The following is a 24,686-nucleotide window of genomic DNA, read 5'->3' on the forward strand; positions in this document are numbered from 1 at the left end:
ATTTTTTTCTCTTTTATTGTCATACAATCTTTTACATTAAGGAGAAAATATGACAGAGAGCAAAGGTAGATATGTCGGAATATTAGTAACTACTATCTTATTTATTTTAATGGTAGCAGGTGCAATAGTGTTCCAAAATCTTGACCCAGAAAATGAAATGTATCAAAATATTTCAATTGGTTTTGCAGCAGCTAGTTTAGTTGTTGAAATAGCAATGTTAATTTTAGGATGAAATGCAAAAGGACTTGGATTAATTACTAAAATCTTTACAGCATTAGGTGCAGCATTTCTAATTTCATTTACCGTAACATTAGTTCTTTCAAAGACACTTGAAGAAGGAAATGAACATTTATTAAGAAGCAAAGAAGCATTGAAATGAATTTACATTAGTTATGGAATTAGCCACTTAGTACTAGTGGTTTGATACTTCTTTGGCTCAATTACAGCAATCAGACTTGCTAAAACTGATTCAAGATCTAAAGAAATTAATCAATCAAATTAATATATTGAATGAATCTCTATTTTGAGGTTCATTTTTTTAATAAATTCCTTTTATTAAGAGTAAATTTAATTTTACGACCCCCATATTAATGTAAAATTAATATTACACAAAGAAAGGAATAAAATGAGTCAAACTCGTACTTTAGAAAGTGAAAAGAGTGAATGTATTAGAGTTTTAGTAATGACAATTGTTTTTACTGTCTTATTAATAGCTTCAATGATTTTCACTAATGTTAAAAAAGAAGGAAACGAAACACATGAAATTGTTTGATCAGTACTTCTTGTTGCGACATTAATTTTAGAAATTGCACTGCTAATTACTGGTAAGAAAATTGAAAAACTTTCTCGAATTAGTAAATGATTTATATTTTTCTGAGCGGTGTTTTTATCATATGTTGCTTTTTTCTTTATAGAGAAAAAGCTTGGAAGTAAAGTAGCACCAGAAAAATTTTTAAAGGTAGGATTTTATACTATACTAGGAATTCATGTAGTTCTTATTGGTTGATACATTGCTTTCTCAGCTAGAGAGATAGTTAAGATAAATAAAATCAGCAAACAAGAACAACTAATTAGAGAAGAACATGAGATGAATCAACTTCCTAACATAAAAAAATCTATATATAATTTTGATGACGAACTTGATGAAACTAATAATGACAATCAATATGGCAATCGTCGCAATAAAGATAAATTTAAAGGTTGAAAAGATTTCTAAAATTTGTTAATTAATGAAAATGAAGCTCTGATTAAAGAGCCTCATTTTTTTCTTTGAAAAACTCTTTATTAGTGTACGTGAAGTACTAGTTTTTCTCCTTTTACTGTTCCTGGTTCACTAAATTTATCTATGTCAACAATATATGTTGTTTTAAAAATTAAGTGGTTAGTGTCATCTAAAATTTCAATATCTTCAGTTTCAGTTCCAAACTTAAATCCCTTAACTGGTTTTGAAATTTTAGGTGTAATTTTTACATATTTTCCTAAAGCGGCTAGAAGTTCATTGAATCCTTTTGCTTGAGCTTCTAAAATTTCAGCTTTTATAGTTGTAAGCGGAGTTTTCTTCATTTCTTCTTTTACATGAGTATGAATTTCATAATCTCCTAAAACAACTTCATGGTGAAAATGTTCTTTTTCAAATCCACCAATTTCAAAACGTTTTGTTCCAGCAACTACACTATCAACAATAATGTCGATGTCTAGGTGAATAATTCCTTCATCATCATGTGAGTGAGTTGAAGGCTTTACTGCAAAAGTAGCATTGCCTGGTTTTTCGTCGTCATTAAAAGTAATTCCGTATTTTTCAAATACTTTTTTAACTTCATCTCAGTTTTTAGTTGCTTTAAATTCTGCAGTTGGTACTGATGGTAAAACTTTGTTTTCTTTTGTAGCAACACGGCCAATTTTTAAACCTTTTCAGTTTTCTGTTCCGTGTTCTTCTGGTTTTTCAGGTTCTGGTTTTTTGCCATCTTTACAAGATGCAGATATTGTTGGAACTGCAACTAGTGAAGAAATAGCGGTTAAGCTTAAAATAAATTTATTAATTTTTTTCATATTTTTTTCCTTATTATAAAAGTCTTTAAAAATAACTTTTTCATTAATTAACATTTTATATTTTACATAAAGTTTATAAAAAGTGTAAAAAAAAGTGAGAATTTCATTATTTTTTATTAACCAAAAATTAATTATTAATTGGAATTTTGATCTTATTTGAAAAACTTACGGTTTAAATAACTATAAATATATAAAGTAATTAAAGTTAATTTTATAATTTATATATATGAAAAAATATAGTCTTTTGATATTATCATCTTTTATATTATCAACACCAATTGCATTGATTTCTTGTCAAAATCCAAGTCGTACTTATTGAACAAATTTAAAGTTTGATGAGATTTTCACTAATGCAACTTATGATGAAGAAGGAACTGGCGAAGAACTAGAGGTTGGAGGCAAGAAGGCAAAAGGCTCATTTAATAATAATTACGGAGCAAGTAAGGAAGAAATTCTTGAGATGTTTAAAGATTTTAAATTTGAACTTACGGCAGAAGGAAAAAAAATGACAGCATTGGAAATGTATGAACATTTAAGAGATGCTGTTAGTGAGTATGTTTTACCACAAGGAAAATATTATGGAATGGGAGATAGGAAAACTTTTGAGCAAGTTTTTGGCACGAACCCAATTATTACTAATCTTTTAATTTGTAGTTTTCCAAATTTTAATAAAAGCAAATTTCCGGAAAATAAATTTGAATTTCGTTATTCAATTTATAAACCAAAAGATAAAGAAAACTTGCTTGTAATTTCATCTCAATTTTTTTATTCAGATAAAAATCATATTGATAGTCAAATAGTTGATGTAACAATGAAACATGACACTGGTGTTGGAATTGGACCAATATTTTTCTACACAATTTCTGGATTTAAGGAAGTATAAAATGTTAAGAATTATTGCCGGAAAATATCGAAGTAGAAAACTGATTGAACCTTCAAAAGACACTACAAGGCCAACAACTGATAGGGCAAGAGAAGCTCTTTTTTCTTCTCTTCAATTTGAAATAGAAAATAAAACCTTTTTAGATCTTTTTGCAGGTTCTGGAGCGTTCTGTTTTGAGGCATTAAGTAGGGGTGCAAAAAGTGCAATTTCAGTTGAAAAAAATAGAGAAGTTTTTGAAATAATTAAGTTAAATAAAGAGATGCTTCAAGAAGATAATTTGCAAGTTTTTCACTCAGATGCCTTAAGTTTTTTAAAGAATAATTTGGACAAAAAGTTTGATTTTATTTACCTTGACCCGCCTTATGCTATCGTTGACGTTTTATGTGAATGTTTAAACTGAATTACAAAGTTTGAAATGGTTAATGAGGGCAAAATTATTGTTGAAACTAATCTAGAAAAGTTAGATTGTAGACTAAATAATTATGAAGTTTTTAAAATTAGAAGATATGGAAAAATATATTTTCACTTCATTGCTAAAAAATAATTTTCTGCATAAATAAAGCGGTTTTTTAGAAAATCATAAATCACTTTTATTTTTTGCTTTTTTCATTTTTTATATAATTTTATAAACCTATAATTACATTTTTAAAATGTGATAAAATTTAATACACTATATGACCTGATTATTTCACTTAAATACTTAACGAAAGGAAAATAAAATGGGAAAACGTAAATTAATCATTTTTACTGGACCAAGCGGTGTTGGAAAAGGAACACTCGAAAAATACTTGTTTGCTAACAGCAGGCTTAAACTAAAACTTTCTGTTTCAGCAACAACAAGAAAACCAAGAGAAGGTGAAGTCGATGGAGTGCATTATTACTTCATTTCAAGAGATACATTTGATGCTTGTTTAGCAGATGGAAAATTCATCGAATACTCACTTCATTTTGATAATTATTATGGTACTCTTCACTCAGAAATTGAGCACATTTCAAAGCAAGGAAAAATACCATTTTTAGAAATTGAAACTAATGGTGCAATGCAAATAGTTGACTTTTACAAAAAGCATAATAAACTTGATGAAATAGTTTCTATTTTCCTAATGCCTCCTTCATTGAAAGAGCTTGAAAAACGTATCATTACTAGAAACACTGAATCACCTGAAACTATTAGTAAACGTATGGAAAAAGCAAAAGAAGAAATTGGCTATGCAAGTATGTTTGATTATGTTGTAACTAACAATAGTATTAAGGTTGCGGCTGACGAAGTTAAAGCAATAATTAAAAAAGAATTTAAAGATTTTTTTGAACAAAATAAACATAAAACGCAAGAAATCGGAAGAACATCTTAAAATTATTTAAAGGGGAAAACATGAATTATAGCTATCGAAGTGATGTCGGATTAATTAGACCTGAGAACCAAGACAGAGTTGGAGTTAGCCATAAAGAAGGCTGAACGCTTGCTGTTTTATGTGATGGAATGGGTGGACATTATGGTGGAGCTAAATGTGCTGAAATATCACTCAGCTCTTTTCAAGATAGCTTTTTAAATTTCTTTCCTTTTAATACTTCTTATCAAAATAAAGAAGTTATTACTGCCTGATTTGTAAATGCAATTGGTGATGCAAAAAGAAAATTAATTAATTTTGCTAAACAAAATCCACAATATAGTGACATGGGAACAACTTTAACTTGTGCCCTAATTTTTGGTGCTAAAAAACATGTTTATGTTTTTAACATTGGCGATTCTAGAACATATATTTATAATGGACTTTTATATCAAGTGACAGAAGATCAAAATATTTTTAACAAAAGACTTAGAGAAGGATGAAGTTCTTATGAAGCTTATGCAGATCCTAATAAGAAAAAGTTAACAAGTTGCTTAGGCCCAAATAAAATAAACTCTTATAATGGTAATGTTTTTAATGAAACAAGCAATGCTCAAGTTGTTATTTTAACAAGTGACGGACTTCATGATTTTATAGATAAACCTATTTTTGAACAAGTGGTTTCAAGAAATGATTTGAACCTTGAAGAAAAAGCTGAAAACTTAGTTCTATATGCAAAGAAAAATGCATCGAATGACAATATTTCGATAGTAATGGTGGAGCTATAACATGGAAGAAAAAGTTCTAAAAGAGTTGACTAAATATCCAAATCTTTCAAAAAACTTTACTGATTTTAAATTAATTGGAAGAGGTGGATTTGGCGAGGTTTATAAAGGAAGATTCAAAAAAAATGGTCAAATTTATGCCATTAAAATTTGAACATACGGCGAAGACCTTGTTAAAAGAGAAACTACTTTTGAAAGATTTAAAAACGAAGTTAGATGTTTAAAAGATGTAAATGACAGCAATGTTGTTGCAATTTTTGGCTCTTATATTTCTAAAACCGAAAGTTACATTGCTATGGAACTTGTCCAAGGGACAAACCTTAAAGATGTTCTAGCAAAAAGAAAAAAATTAAGTGTTGATGATGCACTTTTTTATAGTCGTCAAATTTTAAAAGGTTTAAAAGCAATTCATGAAAAAAAGATAGTTCATCGTGATTTAAAACCTTCAAACATTTTAATTGATCACAATTTAAATGTTAAATTAATTGACTTTGGAATCTCACTTGGCGAAGATTCATTAAGATTAACTGCTGATAATAAAATAATTGGTTCAGTTCAATATATTGCACCCGAACAAGTTGATGGTTCAAGAAGTCCAAGCCCTCAATCAGATATTTATTCTTTTGGCATTTTACTTTATGAAATGCTTCAAGGTCGCGTTCCTTTTAATGCTGAAAACGCAGCCGATGTTGCCTTAAAGCATGTTAATACTCCATTTCCACCACTTGATAATGTAAACGTTACAATTCCTCAATCTTTAGAAAATATTATTATTAAATGTACTGCTAAAAACCCTGCGGATAGATATGAAAATTGTCAAGCAATTTTAGATGATTTAAATACATGCATGCTGCCTAAAAGAGCACATGAGCCTAAACTTTTATTAGATAAAAAGAAAAAGAAAGTATCACAAAAGAACAAAAAAACAATAAATATTGTTCTCTTTACTCTTATTGGTGTTGTAATTTTCATAGTTATTGTTTTAGTAGTCTTACTTGCTACGGGGGTAATTAAATAGTGGAAAAAGGAAAAATAGTTAAGTCTGTTGCTGGATTTTTTGATGTCAAAAGTTTCAAAGATGGAGAAATTTATCGTGTTAGAGGGTCTGGCAAATTAAGACTTTTAGACATGAAACCAATTGTCGGCGATCATGTTGAATTTCAAAAAGGAGAATTAATTCATAGAATTTTAGGACGTAAAAACTTTTTTATACGACCAAAAATTGCTAATGTTGATCAAGCAATTGTAGTTATGAGCCTTGTTGAACCTGAATTTAGTTCACTTTTAGTTGATAAATTTTTAATCATTGTTGAATCAAAAGATGTAAAACCCGTAATAGTTTTAACTAAAAAAGACTTAACTAGTCTGTCAAAAATTAATTATTACAAAGATCAAGGTTATAAAGTTTATGAAATTAATTATGAAACTGGTGAAGGATTTGACGATCTTTCAAATATCTTTAAAGATAAAACTAGTTTCTTTGTTGGCCAAACCGGTGTTGGTAAAACCACTTTAATTAACTACTTAGCTAAAACAAACTTTGAAACTCAAGAAATTTCTAAAGCTTTAAATCGTGGAAAACATACAACCCGTGAAGTTTCATTGATTGAATTTAATGGTGGCGAAATAATTGATACACCAGGATTTTCAAGCATTGAATTTGACTTGACAGTTAAGGAAATGCCTTCAGCATTTTACATTTTTAGAGAACTTGGAAAAGAATGCAAATACAAAAGTTGTTATCACTATAATGAACCTCTTGAAGATTGTGCAATTAAACAAGCAGTTCAAAGCGGAAAAATTAAGGAAGAAAGATACAATAATTACCGTAGTTTTATGGCTAGATTAATTGAAAAATAAGGAGAAAAATGAGAAAGATCAGCCCTTCTGTTTTAAATGTAGATAAAGAAAAGTTAGTTCCTTATATTAACAAACTAATTGAATGAAATGTGACTAATGTTCACTATGACGTAATGGACAACATTTTTGTTCCAAATGTTGCACTTCAATATAAAGAAATTGAAATGATAAAAAAAGAATGTTTAAAACATACAATGGATATACATTTAATGGTAAAAGATGTTTTTGGATATTATAAAATGTATAAAGATATTGGCGATATTTTAACATTCCATTTTGAAGCAATGAGTCAAGAAGATTTACAACATTTGATTGCAAAAGCAAGGCATGACAATGTTAAATTAGGACTTGCAATTAGCCCCGAGACTAATGTTGAAGTTATTAGACCTTACCTTAAATATTTATCTTTAGTTTTAATAATGTCAGTTAAACCAGGCTTTGGTGGACAAAAATTTATTGATGCAAGTTATGATAAAGTTTTTGCTCTAAAAAGAATGATTCAAGAAGAAAAAAAAGAAATCATAATTCAAATTGATGGTGGGGTAAAATTAGACAATATTAAGTATTGTTTTGATGCTGGAGTTGACCTTGCTGTTGTTGGTAGCTTTTTAGTTGAAAATTTCAGTGAAGAAATTATCAAAAAACTTTTAAAATAAAGAAGAAATTTGAAAATTTAAGTGCCTTTAAATAGGGCATTTTTTTAAATAAAAAATCAATGCATTTTTGCATTGAAATTTTAGTTATTATTATTTGTTTCCCATGTCTTTTAATTGAGGGAAAAGCAATACTTCACGAATAGAATCATTTTTTGTTAAAAGCATAACTAATCTATCAATTCCAATTCCACATCCACCAGCAGGAGGCATACCATATTCAAGAGCATTTACGAAATCTCAATCAATTTCATTTGCTTCTTCATTTCCACTTTCTCTCTCTGCAAGTTGTGATTCAAATCTTTCAAGTTGATCTATTGGATCGTTAAGTTCGGTGAACATATTTGCAAATTCTTTTTTACAAATAAATAGTTCTGCTCTTTGAGTGAAACGTGGATCTTTTTCATCTTTATAAGCTAAAGGACTTATTTCAATTGGATGACCGTAAACAAAGGTTGGTTGGATTAAAGTTTCTTCAACATATTTTTCAAAAAGTTCATTAATTACGTGACCTAATTTAAAGTATTTTTCAGTTTTAATTCCATGTTTTTTAGCAAGTTCAATTGCTTGTTTGTCGTTTAATTTTCTAACATCAACTCCGACTTTTTCGCTTACTGCATCAACTAGATTTATTCTTGCAAAAGGGAATTTGAATTGGATCTTGTGTCCGTTGAATTCGACTTCTTTGATGTTTAGTTTTTTTACTATATATTTAAGTAGTTCTTCAACCCTTTCCATCATTCCAAAATTGTCTGAATAAGCTTCATAAAATTCTATTGAAGTAAACTCAGGGTTGTGGGTTGTGTCAACTCCTTCATTTCTAAAAATCCGACCAATTTCATATACTCTTTCAAAACCACCAACTAAAAGTTTTTTAAGTGGAAGTTCAGTTGCAATTCTTAAATAAAAATCAGCACCAAGAGCGTTATAAAAAGTTTTAAAAGGTCTTGCAGCAGCGCCACCTAAAATTGGGTGAAGAACAGGAGTGTCAACTTCAAGATAACCAAGATTGTCAAAGAATTCACGAATTGTTTTGATGATTTTAGTTCTTAAAATAAAAGTTTCTTTTGCTCTTTCATTAATAATTAAATCAACATAACGATGTCTATAACGTTCTTCGATATCAACAAGGCCGTGATATTTTTCAGGTAAAGGCTTTAAGGCTTTAGTTAATAATTTAATTTTTTCAACTTTAATCATTAAAGCATTTGTGTGAGTTTTAGAGATTTGACCTTTTGCTGAAATAATATCGCCAAGATCTAGTGAATCTAAAATGATTTTTGTTTTTGAATCATATTCTTTTTTGTTATCTACATAAAGTTGGATGTTGCTGTCACGATCTTGAAGAACAATGAAAGGGCCACGTCTTGTCATAACACGACCATTAAAAATAACATTTAAATTTAATGCTTCAATTTCTTCACGAGTTTTATCTTCGTATTTGTCATGAATTTCTTTAGCAGAAATTGTTGGTTTGATTGTTGCACTGAAAGCAGAAATTTTATTTTTTTGTAAAGATTTAATTTTATCTCTTCTGATTTGCTCTTGCTCAGTAAATTTTCTTTCCATTATTAATTCCTTTTGAGTTTTAATTAATTAACTTAATTTTACTAAAAACTTGATTTTAATTTCTCAATTAAAAAACACGCCATTAGCGTGCTTAGATTAAATTATTTTTTCATTTGTTCAGCAACTTCAGTTGCAAAGTCTACAGACTTTTTCTCAATACCTTCACCAACTTCAAAACGCACGTAGTCTAAAAGTTTCATGTTAGCATTTTCTAAAACAACTTTAACAATTTTGCTGTCATCAATAACAAATGGTTGATATAGAAGAACTCCAAGTTCGTTGTATTCTTTTCTAAATAATCCAGCTTTCATTGAAGCTTGAATTTTTTCAGGTTTTCCTACTAAAGCTTTATTTGATGAAACTGTTTTGTCAACTTTTTGTGCTACATCTTTAGGTAAACATTCTTCACATAAATATGAAGGATTTAGTGCTGAAACATGCATTGCAATTTGTCTTGCAAGTTCTTCGTTTTTGCCTTCAGCTTTTACAATAACAGCGATTCTGTCACCAAAGTGAGTGTATCCCGCTAAGATTTCATTTGCTTTTGCAACATATTTTTCTGCTCTTCTTAAAGCAATTTTTTCACCAATTTTAGCAGTTAGTTCGTTGGTACCTTCTTCAATAGTTTTACCATCAATTTTTAGTTTTTTAGCATCTTCAATTGTGCTTCATTTTTCTTTTGCTAAAGTAACTTGCACTTTGTTTGCAAATTCTTGAAATAGTTTGTTTTTAGCAACAAAGTCAGTTTCTGAATTAAGTTCAAAGATAACTGCAACTTTACCATCAACATAAGCTTTTGTTACACCTTCAGCAGCAATTCTTCCTGCTTTCTTAGCAGCTTTAATGATTCCTTTTTCTTGCAATCATTTGATTGCCGCTTCAACATCGTTTTTGGTTGCTTCAAGAGCATTTTTACAATCTAGAAATCCTGAATTTGTTCTTTCTCTAAGTTCTTTTACTTTATTTAAATCAACAGCCATATTTAACCTCCAAGTGTTTTATTTTCCTTCTTTTACTTCTTCTTTTTTAACTTCTTTAGTATGAGTATCTACTGTTCTTTCTTCATATCTGTTGTTATTATATCTTTTCTTTGGAACATATTCTTTTTTAGGTTCTTCAGGAAGAATAATATCTTCATTTTTTCTATAAGCGAACAGTTGTTCTTGACCTTTTGCACTACAGATAGCATCAGCTAAAACAGTTAAAATTAATGTTACTGATTTTACTGAATCATCGTTTGCTGGAATGATAACATCAACTAAATCTGGGTCAGTGTTTGTATCTTGAATAGCAATAATTTTTAAACCTTTTTTCTTAGCTTCAAGAATAGCAATTTTATCATCTAAAGGTGAAGCGGAAATCATAACTTGAGGTGTTTGTTTACCTGCTAATTTTCTAATTCCGCCTAAGTTCTTTTGAAGTTTAGCGATCTTTTTGTCAAATAAAAGACCTTCTTTTTTAGTATAACCTTCATAGTTAGTTGCTTGTAAATTTTCAAGTCTTTCAAGCTCTCTAACACTTCTAAAAATGGTTTGTGAGTTAGTTAATGTTCCGCCCAATCATCTTTCTGAAACATATGCTGAACTTGTTCTTGCTGCAGCTTGTTCAATTGCTTTTTTTGCTTGTTTTTTAGTTCCAACTCAAATAAATGAAATAGGTTTTGAAGCCATTTTTTGTAATAGTTTGTAAGCAAGTTCTAATGCTTTTTGAGTTTTGGCAACGTCTAGAATGTGAATTCCCATTCTTTTTCCTCAAATGTATTGTTTCATTTTTGGATTTCACATTGCAACTTTGTGTCCAAAGTAAGTACCAGCTTCAAGTAATTTTTCACGTGAAATAATTTCAGGTACTGCTTGAATTTTTTCTTGTTTTTTAACTTCAGGTTTTTCTTCAACCTTGTGCTTTGAAGTTTTTTTAACTTCAACTTCTTTTTTAGTTTTTTCCATGTTTTTCCTTTTGTTAACTTCCTATTGTTTCTAACAGTAAGCATTACTTTTGTAACACACGCCACTGGATTCGCAATAGTGTTTAATTAATTAATTTTTTTGTTTTATAACATTAGTTAAATAATATTATGAGTAAATTTTAACATAAAATACAAAAAGTTTTAGACATTAATTTGCTTAAAATTGAGCAAAATTTTTAAATTAAAAAATAGTTAAAAAAAATCTGTTTTTATTTAAAACTAACTTACAATCCACACTATTAAAAGTGAGTTAGGGAGTATAATATTTAGACTGCCTTCTTTTAATAAGCAGTATAAAAACTAAACAAGGAAAATAAATGAAAAAGGGAAAATTTTTATTATTAGGCGGGTTATCCGCAGCAGTTTTACCAATGGTTCCTTTAACAATTAGTTGTGGAAATGGTGAACAAAAGAAACCTGAGAAATCTTTTGAAGATTTAACAGCAGCAGAAAAACTAACATTTGTTACAGAAAAATTCAATAAATTAGATGAAGCTGATAAAAAGAAATTTTTAAGTAACTCAAAAGCTTTAAAAGAATTACTTAACCAAGATGAAGTACACACCTTAATTGATGAATTAAATAAAGATGCAGCTCAATTCGGCTCAATCGTTTGATACATCAAATCAGCTGAATCTTTAATTGGAAAAGAACAAGCATTTGCAACCGCTAAAAAAGCATTTGATGCTTTAAAAGCAAATGTAAAAGCTCAAGCAGTGTTTGATTTTAATCAAGATTTCAACACTGCACAAAAAGTTGATAATCCTACAAAAACAATTCCTGTAATTTTTATGGACATCGATGAAACCGTTCTACAAAATGACTACACTGAAGCATTTGGCATGTTAAATGGTGGATACAGTGGTGAAATGAAAGAAAAGAACGATTTAAAAGGAAAAAGATTTGCAGTTCCTGGTGCCGTTGAATTCATTAACCACGTTCAATCAAATGGTGGATTAGTAATTTATCAATCAGATATGAACCAATCAACCGCTGTTGTTCAAGCAGTAAAAGAAAACCTTAAAAAAGTTGGTGTTAAATTCGTCGCTGACTTCCAATTCTGAATGCGTGGTTCAATGCCTTACGTAGCTGAAAATGAAATGGATATCACTGATGAAAAAACCAAAGATATGACAGATGATCAACTAAAAGAACTTGCTAAGAACACTAAATTCACAACAGACTTTAGTCCAAAACCTTGAAGAACTTGAACTAACTCAAGTGCTGCATATCGTTTAGGTAAATTAGTTTACAAAACTGATCGTATGCAAGGTGCTGATGCAAACACAAAAGGTTGAAACTTTAATCAAGTTGATGGTAAATCAGGGGATGCAGTTAAGTTATTAACTTTAATGAAAATTGGAGACAACTTTAATGACTTCTTTGACCGTTTATCAAAAGATAAAAGTTTAAAAAATAATGATGAACGTACAAAAATTTACACTGAAAATGAAAAATTGAGAGCATTATTTACTAAATTTGATGCTAACTATTTGGAAGCTAAAAAAGTAGGCAATAAATATGAATTAAGCGAAGTTGCGGATCGTCCAAACGCTTATATATTAATTCCTGGAAACAGTGAATATGGTGGTTGATTAGACTATTATGGTTACAAAACAACCTTTAAAAATTTATATGAAGAACTAAAAGCAATTTTAGCTGATCCAAAATATGAAAAAGGACCAGAAAGATAATTAGCTTTTCAAAAACTTGCCTAAAAAACGGGCAAGTTTTTCTTTTTTGTTTCAATAAAAAACTTCTTTTAATCTAACCATTTTCTTATCTTTTTAAAAGATATAATTTAATTATTAGCAATAAAAGTAAAGGAGATTTTGTGAGAAAAGTTTATTTAATTTTAGGTCATCCTAATAAAGATTCATTTAATGGAAAGTTAGTCGATGCTTATGAAAAAAGATTGAAAGAATTAAAGATTGAAGTTAGAAGAGTTAACTTGATTGATTTAGATTTTGATCTTATTTTAAGAAAGGACAAACAAGAACATCAAAGCACTATTGAAAAAGAACAAGCGAACATTATGTGAGCTGATGAACTTATATTCTTTTATCCGCTTTGGTGAGGCAATGTTCCTGCTTTATTAAAAGGTTACATTGACAATGTTTTTACTCATGGTTTTGCTTATAAACATCATGAAGATGACCCTTTGTGAGACAAGTTATTAGAAGGTAAAAAAGCAAGGATTTTTTCTACCTGCGATGCATCTAGCGAGTTTGTAAAAACTGACTATAAAGATTGTGATTTTATTTTTCTTAAAAAAGCAGTATTTTGATTTACAGGAATTAAAACTATTGAGACATATAGAATAGGGGAACTATATATAATGAACGATGAAGAAAGAGAAAAGGAAATCAATAAAATAATTAGTACAATAAAAAAATAAGCGATTTTCCAAAAACGCTTATTTTAATGTGTCTTTTTCGGAATTTAATGTTTCGAATTTTATGATGAAATTAGAACTTTTCTCATGGACTTTTTTTGTCAGTTATTGCATCAATAATATCGCTTGGAATGTCTTCATAATCTTTTAATCCTTGGCTTGTTTCTTTGCTTACTCTGCTTTTGATAATTAAGTAAATTCCAGTGATTATTGGGACAAAGAAAATACCTAGTATTTGGAAGTTTGCAAGCTTTTTAAGCCAGCCTGCAACTTGGACATTTTTAAGCATCTTTTGTGTAATGCTTGTGATTACAATAAGAGCAATAATAACAACTGCTGTTGGGATTCATAAAAAGTGTCCTTCACTTGCCCCAGTTTTGACATAATATGCTGCAATTACTGCTACAAAAATATCTAAAACAATTGTTAGAATTATTTGAATAAGTCCAAATATTAATGCTTTCGTTTTGAAAGATTTATCTTCATTTTGCATTAGTTCCCCCCTTAATGCTTATAGACAATTTTAGAAAAAAACTTGCAAAATTATTAGTTTGCAAGTTATTTATTCATAAATAAATAAGTTTTAATTCTTATTTTCATCATTTTTTTTGTTTAAATCTTCTGGATTGATATTATTTTTTTTCATAAAATCCATTGCTGATTGAATTTGTTGGTCAAATTCATTAAGAGCTTTTTCAAGTTCTTCATATTTCTTTTCTTCAAGAAGCTTCTTGATGTTTTCTTGAATTTTCTTGATTTCACCAAGTTTATCTTCACCAGCTTTTTTGGCTTCATCGCTATTAATAGTTTTATCTAAAGTATTAAGTGTTTGCTCGGCTCTAACTGTAACTTCAATTTCGTGACGTTTTTTCTTATCTTCTTCACGATTTTCTTCAGCTTCTTTTACCATCTTTTCAACTTCTTCATCAGATAGTTTTGATGTATTTGAAATAGTGATTGTTTGTTCTTTGTTTGTCTTTTTATCTTTAGCAGTTACTTTGGTAATTCCGTTAACATCAATTGAGAAACTTACTTCAATTTGAGGAACTCCACGAGGCGCTGGGTCAATACCTTCAAGGTTAAATTGACCTAAAATTTTATTATCTCTTGCAAGTTGTCTTTCACCTTGAGTTATTACTATTGTAACGGCTGATTGGTTATCAGCAGCGGTTGAGAAGATTTGACTTTTTGTGACTGGAATAGTTGTATTTCTTGGGATTAGAGGAGCCACAATTTCTCCTTCAACAACGATTCCTAAAGTTAAAGGTGTAACATCAAGTAATAGAACATCTTTAATATCTCCAGCTAAAACTGCACCTTGGATAGCAGCACCAACTGAAACAACTTCATCAGGGTTGATTGAATTGTTTGGTTTTTTGCCAGTTACTTCTTCTACAAGTTTTTGTACAGCTGGCATACGAGTAGATCCACCAACTAAAAGTACTTCATGAAGGTCGGTAAATTTCAAATTTGCATCTTTTAAAGCATCAAGTAAAGGTTTCTTTGTTCTCATTAAAAGATCTTCGGTCATTTTTTCAAATTCACTTCTTTTTAATTCTAGTTCAACGTTAATTGGACCATTTGCACTCATAGCTAAGAATGGAAGAGAAATGTTTGTAACTAAGCTTTCTGATAAAGTAATTTTTGCTCTTTCAGCTTCTTCTTTCAAACGAGCAAGTGCCATTTTATCGCCTGATACATCATAACTATATTTAGCTTTGATTTGATCTTTCATTCAATCAACAATTTTATGGTCTCAGTCATCCCCACCTAAGTGGTTATCACCTGAAGTTGAAAGAACTTCAAAAGTTCCATTTTCCATTTCAAGAATTGAAACGTCAAAGGTTCCACCACCAAGGTCAAAAACAAGAATTTTGTGGTTTTTGTTTTTGTCTTTGTCCATTCCAAATGAAAGTGCTGCAGCAGTTGGTTCGTTAATAATTCTAACAACATCAAGCCCTGCAATTAAACCTGCATTTTTAGTTGCTTCTCTTTGTGCGTTGTCAAAGTAAGCCGGAACAGTAATAACTGCTTTTTTAACACTTTGTCCAATTTTCTTTTCAGCATATTCTTTCATATATGAAAGTATCATTGCTGAAATTTCTTCAGGTTTATAATCTTTACCATTTGCATGAACAGTTTGACTTGTTCCCATAAGTCTCTTGATTGATGCGATAGAATCAGGGTTAGTTTCTAGTTGCCTTTTTGCAACTTCTCCAACAACTCTTTCTCCATTTTTAAATGCAACAACAGAAGGTGTAGTTCTTTTTCCGTTAGGATTTTCTAAAACTTTTGCCTTACCATTTTCCATAATTGATACTACTGAGTTTGTAGTTCCAAGGTCAATACCTAAAATAATTTCTTTAGCCATTTTATTCTCCTAAAAGTTATTTTTATTTATGTTTAACGATAACATACTCTTATATTTTAGCACTCTTTTTTATTGAGTGCCAAAAATAATTGATTTTTTTTGAGAGAGTGCTAACGTCTTAAAAGTAAAAAAAATATTGCCTGTTAAAGCAACACTTTTTAAAATATAACTAATATTACATAATGTATCAATAATTTGTTTACTTTTAGACTTAAAATATTAATATTTAAACAGTCATCTATAATTTTTGTAAAGCATCTACAACATTACTTTCATATTATTTCTAAATTTCTTCTTAAATTTAAATGTTTTTTATAAATTACTTGTTCTTAAAACAAGCCTTTAAAAATTCATCAAAAAGTGGATTAGATTTTAAAACACTTGTTGAGAATTCGGGGTGATATTGAACCCCAATATAGAATGGATGGCTTTTAACTTCACAGATTTCTGCGTTTCAATTTTTAGGGTTATAACCACTAAAAATAAACTCTTCATCTTGCAGTGTTTCAATATAATGTTTGCTGATTTCAAAACGATGTCTATGACGTGCAAAGAAGTTTTGATTGCCATAAATTTTTTCAGCAAGTGAGTTCTTTTCAACTTCAATTTCATCATTTCCAAGTCTTAAAGAACCACCAAGTTTATCTTTATCTCCATTGTCATAAAATGGAACTAAAACAAAAGTTTGTTTCTTATTTTTTTCTGCAAATTCTTGACTTGTTGCATCTTTGAATCCTAGTTTTCGTGCTTGACTTACAGACATTGCTTGGAAGCCTAAACAAATACCTAAGGTTGGAATTTTGTTTTCTCTTGTATAAGTTGCAACATTTACTTTTGATTCAAAACCACGAGCTCCAAAGCCTGGCAAAATCATAACTCCGTCATAATCTTTTACTGTTTCTTCAATGTTTTCCTCATTAATTTCATCAGCATTAATTAATTTGTATTCAAGTTCAAAATTTTGATGTGAAGCAGCAATCTTTAGTGATGAAATTATTGAAAGATAAGCATCTTCAAGACCCATATATTTCCCAACAAGTAAGACTTTAACTTTTTTGTCTTTTTTAGATAAAACTTTTTTAACAAAAGTTTCTCAAGGCTTATTTGCTTCTTTATCTATTGGCTGTTTAATTTTGAAATGTTCATAAATAATTTCTAGGATTTTTTGTTTTTCAAAATAAAGTGGAATTTGATAAATATTAGCAATATCTGGAACGTTTATAACGTGACTTGGATGAACGAAACTAGTTTCAGCAATTTTATTAATAATATTTAAATCAATTTCACCTTGAGATCTTAAAAGTAAGATCTGTGGGTTGATGCCATATGAACGCAAGGTTGAAATTGAAACTTGTGAAGGTTTTGATTTATATTCCTTTGAACTTGTTAAAAAAGGAACATAAGAAAGGTGAGCAAACATTACCTTTTTTGGATTAAGGTTAGCAAACTTACTTAATGCATAAATAAAAGGCATTGATTCAATGTCACCAACAGTACCTCCAATTTCAATAAGCACAAAATCAGGTTTATGTTTCTTTTCAATCTTCTCAATTCTTTCAATTATTTCATTAATGACATGAGGTACAACTTGAACAGTTTTTCCATTATAAAATCCATTTCTTTCTTTTTCAAAAATGTTGGTATAAATTCTTCCGCTCGTTAAATTGCTTTCACGGGTTAATTTGACATCCATAAATCTTTCATAATGTCCAAGGTCAAGATCTGTTTCTCCGCCATCAGCTGTTACATAAACTTCACCATGTTCATTTGGGCTCATTACCCCTGGATCTATGTTAAGATATGGATCTAATTTTAAAGCGAAGATTTTAAAACCTTGTGCTTTAAGCAAATTTCCAATACTTGCTACAGAGACTCCTTTTCCAAGCCCAGAAAGTACACCGCCTGTTACTACAATAAATTTAGTCATATTTTTCCTTTACTTAATTATTAATATAAATATTTTAAAATAAAAAGTGCCTATTATAATAAAGACACCTTTAGATTACAAGTTATCATAATCTTTTAAGTTTAAAACTTCTTTTTCTAAATCTTCAATAACCTGAGGAATTAGCTTTTCATCTTTAATTTGGGCTCCACTTGCTCTATGATGGCCGCCACCGTTTCATTTTATGGCAACATTTCTAACACAAGCTCCGTTTGATCTAAATTCGCAACGAATTGCATCTTCTTTTTCTTGAGTAAAGAAAACTCAAGCCTTTGCATCGTCAATGTTTGCTAAAGCAAAAGGTCTGTTCGCTTGAAGTGGATCATTAATTCCAAGTTTCTTTTGATCTTTTAATGAAAAGTAGAATGAAACAACTTGTTTATTTATTTTCATATTTTGATTGATGAAAGATTGAATTTTTAAATCATGTGAAGTTTTTTTAGCCATTTCTTCGTGAATTAAGTCTTTTTTGGCGCCATTTTCTCAAAGGTAAGCAACTAAATTTAAAGTTTTAGCATTAGTTGTTCCGGTTGTTAATCTGACTGAATCAGTATAGATTCCTAAATAAAGTGCTGTTGCTGCTTCAGGACTCATTTTTCAATTTAAGAAATAAGCAAGTTCTGTTACTTGTTGAGCAGCAGCGGGAGCTTCTGGTTCAACTCAACGAATTGAAGCATAAAGATCATCTTCGTTTGGATGATGGTCAATTCTTAAACAATCATCAAAAACAAAGTTATCTAAATATTCACGACATTCAAGTCTTTCTTTAAAGTTAGCATCAACAATTATTGCAAGTGAAGATTTAATTTTTCCTTCAGGAAGTTTATCCATTTTTAAATCTAAATAAGGGAATAAATTTTTAGAATCACCGATTGCGTAAACTTTTTTATCAGGAAAGTTTGCTTCAATAAGTTTTTTAAGTCCTCTTTGACTTCCAAGGCAATCTCCATCTGGTCTGATGTGGTGATAAATAATAATGTTTTTATAAGATTTTATTTGATTTTCAATTTTCTTAAAAAGTGCAAGTTTTTCTTTAGTAATTTTAAGCATGTTTTTCAACCTCTTCTTTTAAGTCTTGAATTAAGTTTTTCATATCTTTTTTGTTCTTGCAAGTTGCACCTGCTGCAACTTCATGTCCTCCGCCAGGAGCATATTTTTCACAAATATGATTAATTCAAATTCCGTTTGATCTAACTCTTGCTCTAATGTTTCCATTAGGTTCATCTATAAAAAGTACTCATACTTTTGAATCGCCAATGTTTCCTAAAACACTTACATCAACAGCTTCAAGATGATTTAATTTAAATTTATCCATAAGCTTTTTAGTTACGTGGAAGTAAATAACTTTGCCTTCTTTTTTGTAGTTTAACATCATATAAGCGTTAAAACGAACTTTTCTTTCATCACGATAAGAAAGCGGTAAATTTATTGATCAAACTTTAAATCCTTCAGCATTATGAAGATATGAAGTGACATCAAAAGTTCTTTTTTGAACGTATTCAAAGTTAAATCTACCAGAGTCTGTGTTAATTCCTAAATAAGTATATTTAGCGGCATTAAGTGAAACTTTTCATTTTGCCATCATTGCAATATAAGCAATTTGTTCAGCCGCAGCAGCAAATGTTTCATCTTCTCAAGTATAGTCATATTTAATATCTGGATCAACTGGGTGATGGTCAATTCTTAACATTTTAGTAAATGATTTTTTCAAGATATATTCAGAAAATTGAATTCTTCCTGAAGAGTTAGCATCAACAACAACACCAAGTGAGTTTTCAAAGTATTTTTTATCAACTTCTTCAAACTTGTCAAAATCTCAAGTTAAGAATGGGAAGTTGCCAACTGCATCACCAAATACAAAAACATTTTTATGAGGATAATTTGTTCTTAAAAATTCACGAAGTCCGAATTGACTTCCAAGGCAATCACCATCAGGTCTGATGTGGTGAAAAATAAAAATGTTGTCATATTTTTCAAGTGCATCAAGTGCAGTTTTTCAATTATTTTTTGCCATAAAATTTTTCTCCTTAATTTAGCTAATTTAACTAAATTATATAATTATAACTATTTTTAACAATTAGCGGGACTTTTGGCTTATAAACTTGAGTTAAATTAAAAAGAAAAAATATATTGAAAAATATTAGACTAAAAATTTCAAATTTCTTCTTTAATAAGAATGTTTTTTAAATTTTTGAATGTTCAAAATTGTTCAATCTTTTTCAATATAATTCTTGACATTTTGATAAAAAAATAATTATGTTACTTTTTATTTATTTTAAATAAGTTAAAATGTTATTAAAAGGAAAAAAACATGGGAAATAAATTGGATTATTTAAATAAGTTTCAAAAATTGATTGATTTTGGAAACTCACCAGCAGCATTGGCTGTTATGATTGTTATCTTTATTGTAACAATTGGGTTAGGTTTTTTAATTGGTTTTATTAAAGGCACAAGATCAGCAATTTATGTAACTTGTTTTACATTAGTTGGGCTTGGTGCCGGAGTTGGTATTGCTATTCCAACATCAAAATTAGCAATGAAAAATATCATTGAACCATTAATAGTAAAAACCACTAATACAAATACAATTGACCTTGGGCAAATGGATAAAGTCATTGCTTCACTTATTGTTTATATTGTGTTGATTGGATTTCTTGCAATTGGTGGTTTTATCGCAATCTTTATTAGAGGTTGATTAAGAGAACCACTTGAATTAAGAAAAGTTGAAGGTAGATCAACAATTGGATATCGTGCAATTGGAGGCGTTCTTCAAGCGGCAGCCGCAATTCCAGCAGGTATTCTTTCTGCAAACGTTGCTGCATTAAGTGGAGGTTACAAACAAAACTATTATGGTTGAGTTGACAAAAGTGTAAAAATCTTAACTTTTGGTCAAACAAGAGGACTAAATAACATTGGTAACTTAATTGGAGCAGGTACTGAATTTTATAGAAATAAACAAAATTTACAAGAAACAGTTCAAGGTTTCAAAAATAAGGCTATGAACGAAAATAACTGAGAGTTTTATTTAAATGGTAAAGTTATACCACCAGATGCCTTATTTATTCAAGAACAAGAAATAGCTGAATTTAAAGAAATTTTGACTAAAGTTCAAAAGGGCGAAGGTTTAACTGAAAAAGAAACTGCAAAACTAGCATTGTATGATGAAAAATACAAGGCAATTAAAGAAGATTTAATTAATGAAATAATAGCAATGCTTGGAAAAGAAGACAAAAACGAGAAAATAAAAGATAAAGTTCTTGCAAACAAAACTACATTGCTTGCAGAAAAAGAAGTTAAACAAGTAATTGTTGCAAAATTTTTCCCTTGGTTTTTAGAAAAAACCAACAAGCAAAACCCAAATCCTGCAACTGAAGAAGATCAAAAAATTAATAAATTAATCTCAGATCAAATTAATTTATTGAGTGAAATTGTAAGAATTGCTACTTTAACAGACATTTCAACTCACATTTTCTGACAAATTGTTAATCTAATGTTAGATCAAACAATGATTGAAGTTATTGACAGAGTTTTACAAATTGTTGATGTTAAAATAGGCAAAATCAAAGTTGAGCTTGCAACTTTAGGTGTAAATCTAAGCGAAACAAAATTATTTGTAAGAATTGCAAAAAATGATGATCAATACTATAAAGATTTAAATTTAAAAACAGATGATCTAAATGAACTTAATCTAGCAGTTATTGTAAAAAGTTCACGTGCTAAATGATTCATTAATAAATTTATGGATTTAGCAACTAAGCAAGCAAATTACAAACCAATTCATGAAGAAACTTTAAAAATTTATTCACAAGTTGTAAATCAAATGTTTGGAACAATAATTAAATAGAACAAAAAAAGGTGCTTTGAAAGGGCACCTTTTTATTTTTAGTTTCTATTATTTATCTTGAATTGCTTCAATTCCAGGTAATTCTTTTCCTTGAACAAATTCAATTGAAGCTCCACCACCAGTTGAGATAAATGAGAATTTGTCTTGATATCCTAATTTATTAATAGCAGCAGCTGAATCACCACCACCTACAACTGAGTAAGCAGATTTGTTTTTACTAATTTCAATAGCAATTTTACGTGTTCCCATTTCAAAATTTGAAAATTCAGTAACACCTAAAGGACCATTTCAGAAAATAGTTTTTGCTTTTGCAATTTCTTGAGCAAAAATCTTGACTGTTTTAGGACCAACATCAAGCCCTTCAAATCCATCAGGAATATTTGGGTTTTTAGGATTAGTGTAAATTACTTTATTATTAGCAAATTCTTTAGAAATACCGAAGTCAACAGGTAGAACAATTTTGTCATTGTATTCTTCTAAAAACTTCTTAGCAAGTTCAACTTTGTCATCTTCACAAAGTGAATTTCCAATATTGTGTCCTTGTGCTTTCTTGAAGGTGTAAGCCATTCCACCACCAATTAAAACTTTGTCAGCAACGGTGAAAAGCCTTTCTAAAACTTTAATTTTATCTGAAACTTTTGCACCACCAATTACTGCTACAAAAGGACGTTCAAAACCATCTAATAGTTTTGATAAGTGTTTAACTTCTTCTTCCATTAAGAAGCCAAGTGCACTTTCTTTTGCAAATTGTGCTACTCCAACAGTTGATGCGTGAGCACGATGTGCAGTTGCAAAAGCGTCATTAATAAATACATCACCTAAACTTGCTCATTCTTTTGCAAGTGCTTCATTATTTGTAGATTCAGCTTTGTCATTTAGATCTTCAAAACGAGTGTTTTCTAAAAATAATATTTGTCCAGGTTTTAAATTTTTAGCAGCATCTCTTACTTCTTGTCCACGAGTTTCTTGAATAAAGAATACTTCTCTTTTAATTAAATTGCAGAATTCTTTTACAACAGGTAAAAGTGTTTTTTGTTCTTTTTCAACTTCTGATTTAACTCTTCCTAAATGGCTTAAAAGAATTAATGAAGCACCTTCACCTAAAATGTATTTTATAGTTGGTAAAGTTGAAACGATTCTTTTGTTATCAACAACTTTTCCATTTTCAACTGGAACGTTAAAGTCAACTCTTAGGATAACTTTTTTTCCGCCCAATTTCAAATCTTTAATAGTTTTTTTCATTTTTTAAGTTAGCTCCGTCTTCTATACTTATGTCAATCTGTGATTGCATTATAAATTATAAAAAAGTTTATAATTATTAAATAAAAATAACAAAATTTTAAAGGTAAACTTATGGCACAGAAGCAAAAAGACACAAGAAGTTTAATTTATGACCCTGATGAAGATACCACTTCAAAACTTATTAAAGACTTTCAAATTTATAAAAAGAACGCAGTTTTCATCAAAGATTATTCTGAGATGGAAATTTTTGAGAATTTCAAAGAAATTCGTTGAATGAAAATCATTGATGAAAAACTTGAAGAATATGTTGATGAAACTAAAAAACGTCAAAACAAAATTAGGATTAAATATAATGCTTATACTGAGTTTGAAAATTGATCAGAGTCGCCTTTAGCGCAAACAACTCGTCCACTTTCTAAAGGAGTTAGACTTGCAATAATTGGAATTTGTACCTTAATTTTTATCGCAATGGTGTTAATTATTTATACACTTACCAAATGATTATTATAGAAGGAGATAGAATGACTGAGAAAATTCTTTTATATACAATTTTAGGTATGGTTTGCTTTTTATTTTTAGTTTCATTTGCACGTTATCTTTTTCTTTTTGTATCACATGTTAAGAAACTAAAAACAAAAAGAGAGGCATTAGGACAATCAACAAAAATTCGTTTGATTCACCAACTTAGAGAAGCTTTAGAATATCTTTCAAGAAACAGAACTGGAGCAATTATTACTATTGAAAACCATGATAATTTAGATCTTTTAAGAACAGACGGAATTATCATTGATGCTAATATTTCAAGTTCATTAATTATTGCAATTTTTAACAAAAAAAGTCCTTTACATGATGGAGCAATAATTATTCGTGGCAATAAAATTTACTATGCTTCAACCTATTACAAAATTACTAAAAAATCAATTGATAATAAGTATGGTGCAAGACATAGAGCAGGAATGGGGATTAGTGAAATTTGTGATGCGACAACCTTAATTGTTTCTGAGGAAACTGGTGGAATTTCGCTAGCACAACAAGGAACATTGAGACAAATTTTGCCTGAACAATTACAAGAAGTTCTATCTGATATTTTTCAAGAAACTGTGTAATATCAAAAATCAAAAAGCAACTTGGATTAAGTTGCTTTTTAAAATTTCTTATTTTCTAAATATCGCCACTTTCACGCAACATTTTTTCAATACCTGCTGTTAGATTTTTTGAAAAAACTCCATTTTTATTTTTGAACTGATCATATAAAAAATCAAGTTCATCATATAAACGATAAATTAGTTCTAAAGGATAGTTATAAGCTTCGATTGAAGTCTTGAAATCCATTCAATCAATAACGTTAAACTCTTTATCAATATAACTTTTAATATCAATGTCAAGGTCAATATATTTAATGACTTGTTTATCTATGAAAAACGGACTTGCCAAATTAACATAAATGTAGTTCGGTTTGTTCTTATTTAAAGTTACTGATGCATTATAAAAATGATTCTTTGCAAAGAAAAATAAGATTGGATCTGAAACAACTCAGTTAATATCTTTTTCTTGGACTTTTGATTTCATAAGTAAGACCACAACAAAGTCATTAAGGTTCGCAATTATTTTAGCCCCTTCATATTGACGGTATAAAGTTCCGTCATATTTATAAGCTTTGATGGTTGTAATTTGCCCCATATTAAAAAGGTGGCGTGGCCGATTTTTTACTTGAAAGTCATAGCAAGGTGCTGACATTAAATCGTCAAAGCATTGTATATCATTCGCTTTATTTATTTCTTGTTTTTTCATGTTTT

At 29.3% G+C, this 24,686-nt stretch carries 25 protein-coding genes; 14 read left to right on the forward strand and 11 right to left on the reverse strand.

From position 1 onward, the window contains the following. The first annotated feature begins 49 nt into the window (after positions 1 to 49). Together R9C05_RS02750 and R9C05_RS02755 are read left to right on the forward strand one after the other, a co-directional pair. Positions 50 to 502: a hypothetical protein gene (locus tag R9C05_RS02750; RefSeq protein WP_121940525.1), complete on the forward strand. Its 453-nt coding sequence runs from the start codon at positions 50 to 52 to the stop codon at positions 500 to 502. Positions 503 to 625: 123 nt separating this feature from the next. Continuing rightward, positions 626 to 1,216, forward strand: a complete 591-nt coding sequence (locus tag R9C05_RS02755; protein ID WP_121940526.1) for a hypothetical protein — start codon at positions 626 to 628, stop codon at positions 1,214 to 1,216. A 68-nt stretch (positions 1,217 to 1,284) separates the two neighbouring features. On the opposite strand, the gene R9C05_RS02760 is transcribed toward R9C05_RS02755, so the two are convergent. Beyond that, positions 1,285 to 2,049 (reverse strand): variable surface lipoprotein, encoded by a 765-nt coding sequence (locus tag R9C05_RS02760; protein WP_121940527.1) that lies wholly within the window; start codon positions 2,047 to 2,049, stop codon positions 1,285 to 1,287. Between the two features lie 226 nt (positions 2,050 to 2,275). Between R9C05_RS02760 and R9C05_RS02765 the strand changes: the two genes are divergently transcribed. From R9C05_RS02765 to R9C05_RS02795, 7 genes are all read left to right on the forward strand, one after another. Further along, a complete protein-coding gene (locus tag R9C05_RS02765) occupies positions 2,276 to 2,932 on the forward strand; it encodes a hypothetical protein (protein WP_121940528.1) in 657 nt (218 codons plus the stop codon). 1 nt (position 2,933) lies between these two features. Further along, positions 2,934 to 3,476: a 16S rRNA (guanine(966)-N(2))-methyltransferase RsmD gene (gene rsmD, locus R9C05_RS02770; RefSeq protein WP_121940529.1), complete on the forward strand. Its 543-nt coding sequence runs from the start codon at positions 2,934 to 2,936 to the stop codon at positions 3,474 to 3,476. A gap of 175 nt (positions 3,477 to 3,651) precedes the next feature. Then, entirely contained in the window at positions 3,652 to 4,284 is a 633-nt protein-coding gene (gene gmk, locus R9C05_RS02775) for a guanylate kinase (RefSeq protein ID WP_121940530.1), read from the forward strand. A gap of 20 nt (positions 4,285 to 4,304) precedes the next feature. Next, positions 4,305 to 5,048 carry a PP2C family protein-serine/threonine phosphatase gene (locus R9C05_RS02780; protein ID WP_318613916.1) on the forward strand — a complete coding sequence of 248 codons (744 nt, stop codon included), beginning with the start codon at positions 4,305 to 4,307 and terminating at the stop codon, positions 5,046 to 5,048. A 1-nt stretch (position 5,049) separates the two neighbouring features. Then, positions 5,050 to 6,063: a serine/threonine-protein kinase gene (locus tag R9C05_RS02785; protein WP_121940532.1), complete on the forward strand. Its 1,014-nt coding sequence runs from the start codon at positions 5,050 to 5,052 to the stop codon at positions 6,061 to 6,063. Further along, on the forward strand, positions 6,063 to 6,905 hold the full coding sequence (rsgA, locus tag R9C05_RS02790; protein WP_121940533.1) for a ribosome small subunit-dependent GTPase A: 843 nt from the start codon (positions 6,063 to 6,065) through the stop codon (positions 6,903 to 6,905). The genes R9C05_RS02785 and rsgA overlap by 1 nt, the downstream gene beginning before the upstream one ends. Positions 6,906 to 6,913: 8 nt before the next feature. Next, complete coding sequence (locus tag R9C05_RS02795; RefSeq protein WP_121940534.1) at positions 6,914 to 7,561, forward strand: ribulose-phosphate 3-epimerase; 648 nt, start codon at positions 6,914 to 6,916, stop codon at positions 7,559 to 7,561. Between the two features lie 90 nt (positions 7,562 to 7,651). On the opposite strand, the gene lysS is transcribed toward R9C05_RS02795, so the two are convergent. The 3 genes from lysS to rpsB all read right to left on the reverse strand — a co-directional run bounded on the left by lysS (position 7,652) and on the right by rpsB (position 11,073). After that, positions 7,652 to 9,127, reverse strand: a complete 1,476-nt coding sequence (gene lysS / locus R9C05_RS02800) for a lysine--tRNA ligase (RefSeq protein ID WP_121940535.1) — start codon at positions 9,125 to 9,127, stop codon at positions 7,652 to 7,654. A 101-nt stretch (positions 9,128 to 9,228) separates the two neighbouring features. Next, positions 9,229 to 10,107 (reverse strand): translation elongation factor Ts, encoded by an 879-nt coding sequence (tsf, locus tag R9C05_RS02805; RefSeq protein WP_121940536.1) that lies wholly within the window; start codon positions 10,105 to 10,107, stop codon positions 9,229 to 9,231. An 18-nt stretch (positions 10,108 to 10,125) separates the two neighbouring features. Continuing rightward, the gene (gene rpsB / locus R9C05_RS02810) at positions 10,126 to 11,073 is read right to left on the reverse strand and encodes a 30S ribosomal protein S2 (RefSeq protein WP_121940537.1); all 948 of its coding nucleotides are present in this window, start codon (positions 11,071 to 11,073) and stop codon (positions 10,126 to 10,128) included. Positions 11,074 to 11,410: 337 nt separating this feature from the next. On the opposite strand from rpsB, the gene R9C05_RS02815 reads away from it, so the two are divergent. Together R9C05_RS02815 and R9C05_RS02820 are read left to right on the forward strand one after the other, a co-directional pair. After that, positions 11,411 to 12,787 carry an HAD family acid phosphatase gene (locus R9C05_RS02815; RefSeq protein ID WP_121940538.1) on the forward strand — a complete coding sequence of 459 codons (1,377 nt, stop codon included), beginning with the start codon at positions 11,411 to 11,413 and terminating at the stop codon, positions 12,785 to 12,787. 140 nt (positions 12,788 to 12,927) lie between these two features. Continuing rightward, the gene (locus R9C05_RS02820; protein WP_121940539.1) at positions 12,928 to 13,491 is read left to right on the forward strand and encodes an NAD(P)H-dependent oxidoreductase; all 564 of its coding nucleotides are present in this window, start codon (positions 12,928 to 12,930) and stop codon (positions 13,489 to 13,491) included. Between the two features lie 70 nt (positions 13,492 to 13,561). Here R9C05_RS02820 and R9C05_RS02825 read toward each other — a convergent pair whose 3' ends face one another. The 5 genes from R9C05_RS02825 to R9C05_RS02845 form a co-directional block, all read right to left on the reverse strand. Continuing rightward, complete coding sequence (locus R9C05_RS02825) at positions 13,562 to 13,981, reverse strand: hypothetical protein (RefSeq protein ID WP_121940540.1); 420 nt, start codon at positions 13,979 to 13,981, stop codon at positions 13,562 to 13,564. A gap of 90 nt (positions 13,982 to 14,071) precedes the next feature. Continuing rightward, entirely contained in the window at positions 14,072 to 15,859 is a 1,788-nt protein-coding gene (gene dnaK / locus R9C05_RS02830) for a molecular chaperone DnaK (protein ID WP_121940541.1), read from the reverse strand. A gap of 319 nt (positions 15,860 to 16,178) precedes the next feature. Beyond that, complete coding sequence (locus tag R9C05_RS02835; protein ID WP_121940542.1) at positions 16,179 to 17,786, reverse strand: CTP synthase; 1,608 nt, start codon at positions 17,784 to 17,786, stop codon at positions 16,179 to 16,181. Positions 17,787 to 17,861: 75 nt separating this feature from the next. Then, positions 17,862 to 18,854 carry a bifunctional oligoribonuclease/PAP phosphatase NrnA gene (locus R9C05_RS02840; protein WP_121940676.1) on the reverse strand — a complete coding sequence of 331 codons (993 nt, stop codon included), beginning with the start codon at positions 18,852 to 18,854 and terminating at the stop codon, positions 17,862 to 17,864. Continuing rightward, complete coding sequence (locus R9C05_RS02845) at positions 18,847 to 19,818, reverse strand: bifunctional oligoribonuclease/PAP phosphatase NrnA (RefSeq protein ID WP_121940543.1); 972 nt, start codon at positions 19,816 to 19,818, stop codon at positions 18,847 to 18,849. The genes R9C05_RS02840 and R9C05_RS02845 overlap by 8 nt, the downstream gene beginning before the upstream one ends. Positions 19,819 to 20,115: 297 nt before the next feature. Between R9C05_RS02845 and R9C05_RS02850 the strand changes: the two genes are divergently transcribed. Further along, positions 20,116 to 21,648: a hypothetical protein gene (locus R9C05_RS02850; protein ID WP_121940544.1), complete on the forward strand. Its 1,533-nt coding sequence runs from the start codon at positions 20,116 to 20,118 to the stop codon at positions 21,646 to 21,648. 48 nt (positions 21,649 to 21,696) lie between these two features. On the opposite strand, the gene R9C05_RS02855 is transcribed toward R9C05_RS02850, so the two are convergent. Next, positions 21,697 to 22,890 (reverse strand): phosphoglycerate kinase, encoded by a 1,194-nt coding sequence (locus R9C05_RS02855; protein ID WP_121940545.1) that lies wholly within the window; start codon positions 22,888 to 22,890, stop codon positions 21,697 to 21,699. Positions 22,891 to 23,001: 111 nt separating this feature from the next. Between R9C05_RS02855 and R9C05_RS02860 the strand changes: the two genes are divergently transcribed. Both R9C05_RS02860 and R9C05_RS02865 read left to right on the forward strand, forming a co-directional pair. Then, positions 23,002 to 23,400: a hypothetical protein gene (locus tag R9C05_RS02860; RefSeq protein ID WP_318613917.1), complete on the forward strand. Its 399-nt coding sequence runs from the start codon at positions 23,002 to 23,004 to the stop codon at positions 23,398 to 23,400. Positions 23,401 to 23,411: 11 nt separating this feature from the next. Then, positions 23,412 to 23,996, forward strand: a complete 585-nt coding sequence (locus tag R9C05_RS02865) for a diadenylate cyclase (protein WP_121940547.1) — start codon at positions 23,412 to 23,414, stop codon at positions 23,994 to 23,996. A gap of 55 nt (positions 23,997 to 24,051) precedes the next feature. Here the strand turns inward: R9C05_RS02865 and R9C05_RS02870 are convergent, their stop codons facing one another. Next, positions 24,052 to 24,681, reverse strand: a complete 630-nt coding sequence (locus R9C05_RS02870; RefSeq protein WP_277870165.1) for a DUF402 domain-containing protein — start codon at positions 24,679 to 24,681, stop codon at positions 24,052 to 24,054. Between the last annotated feature and the right edge of the window lie 5 nt (positions 24,682 to 24,686).

This window comes from Metamycoplasma subdolum, from assembly GCF_033546815.1.
Lineage (GTDB): Bacteria > Bacillota_I > Bacilli_A > Mycoplasmatales > Metamycoplasmataceae > Metamycoplasma > Metamycoplasma subdolum.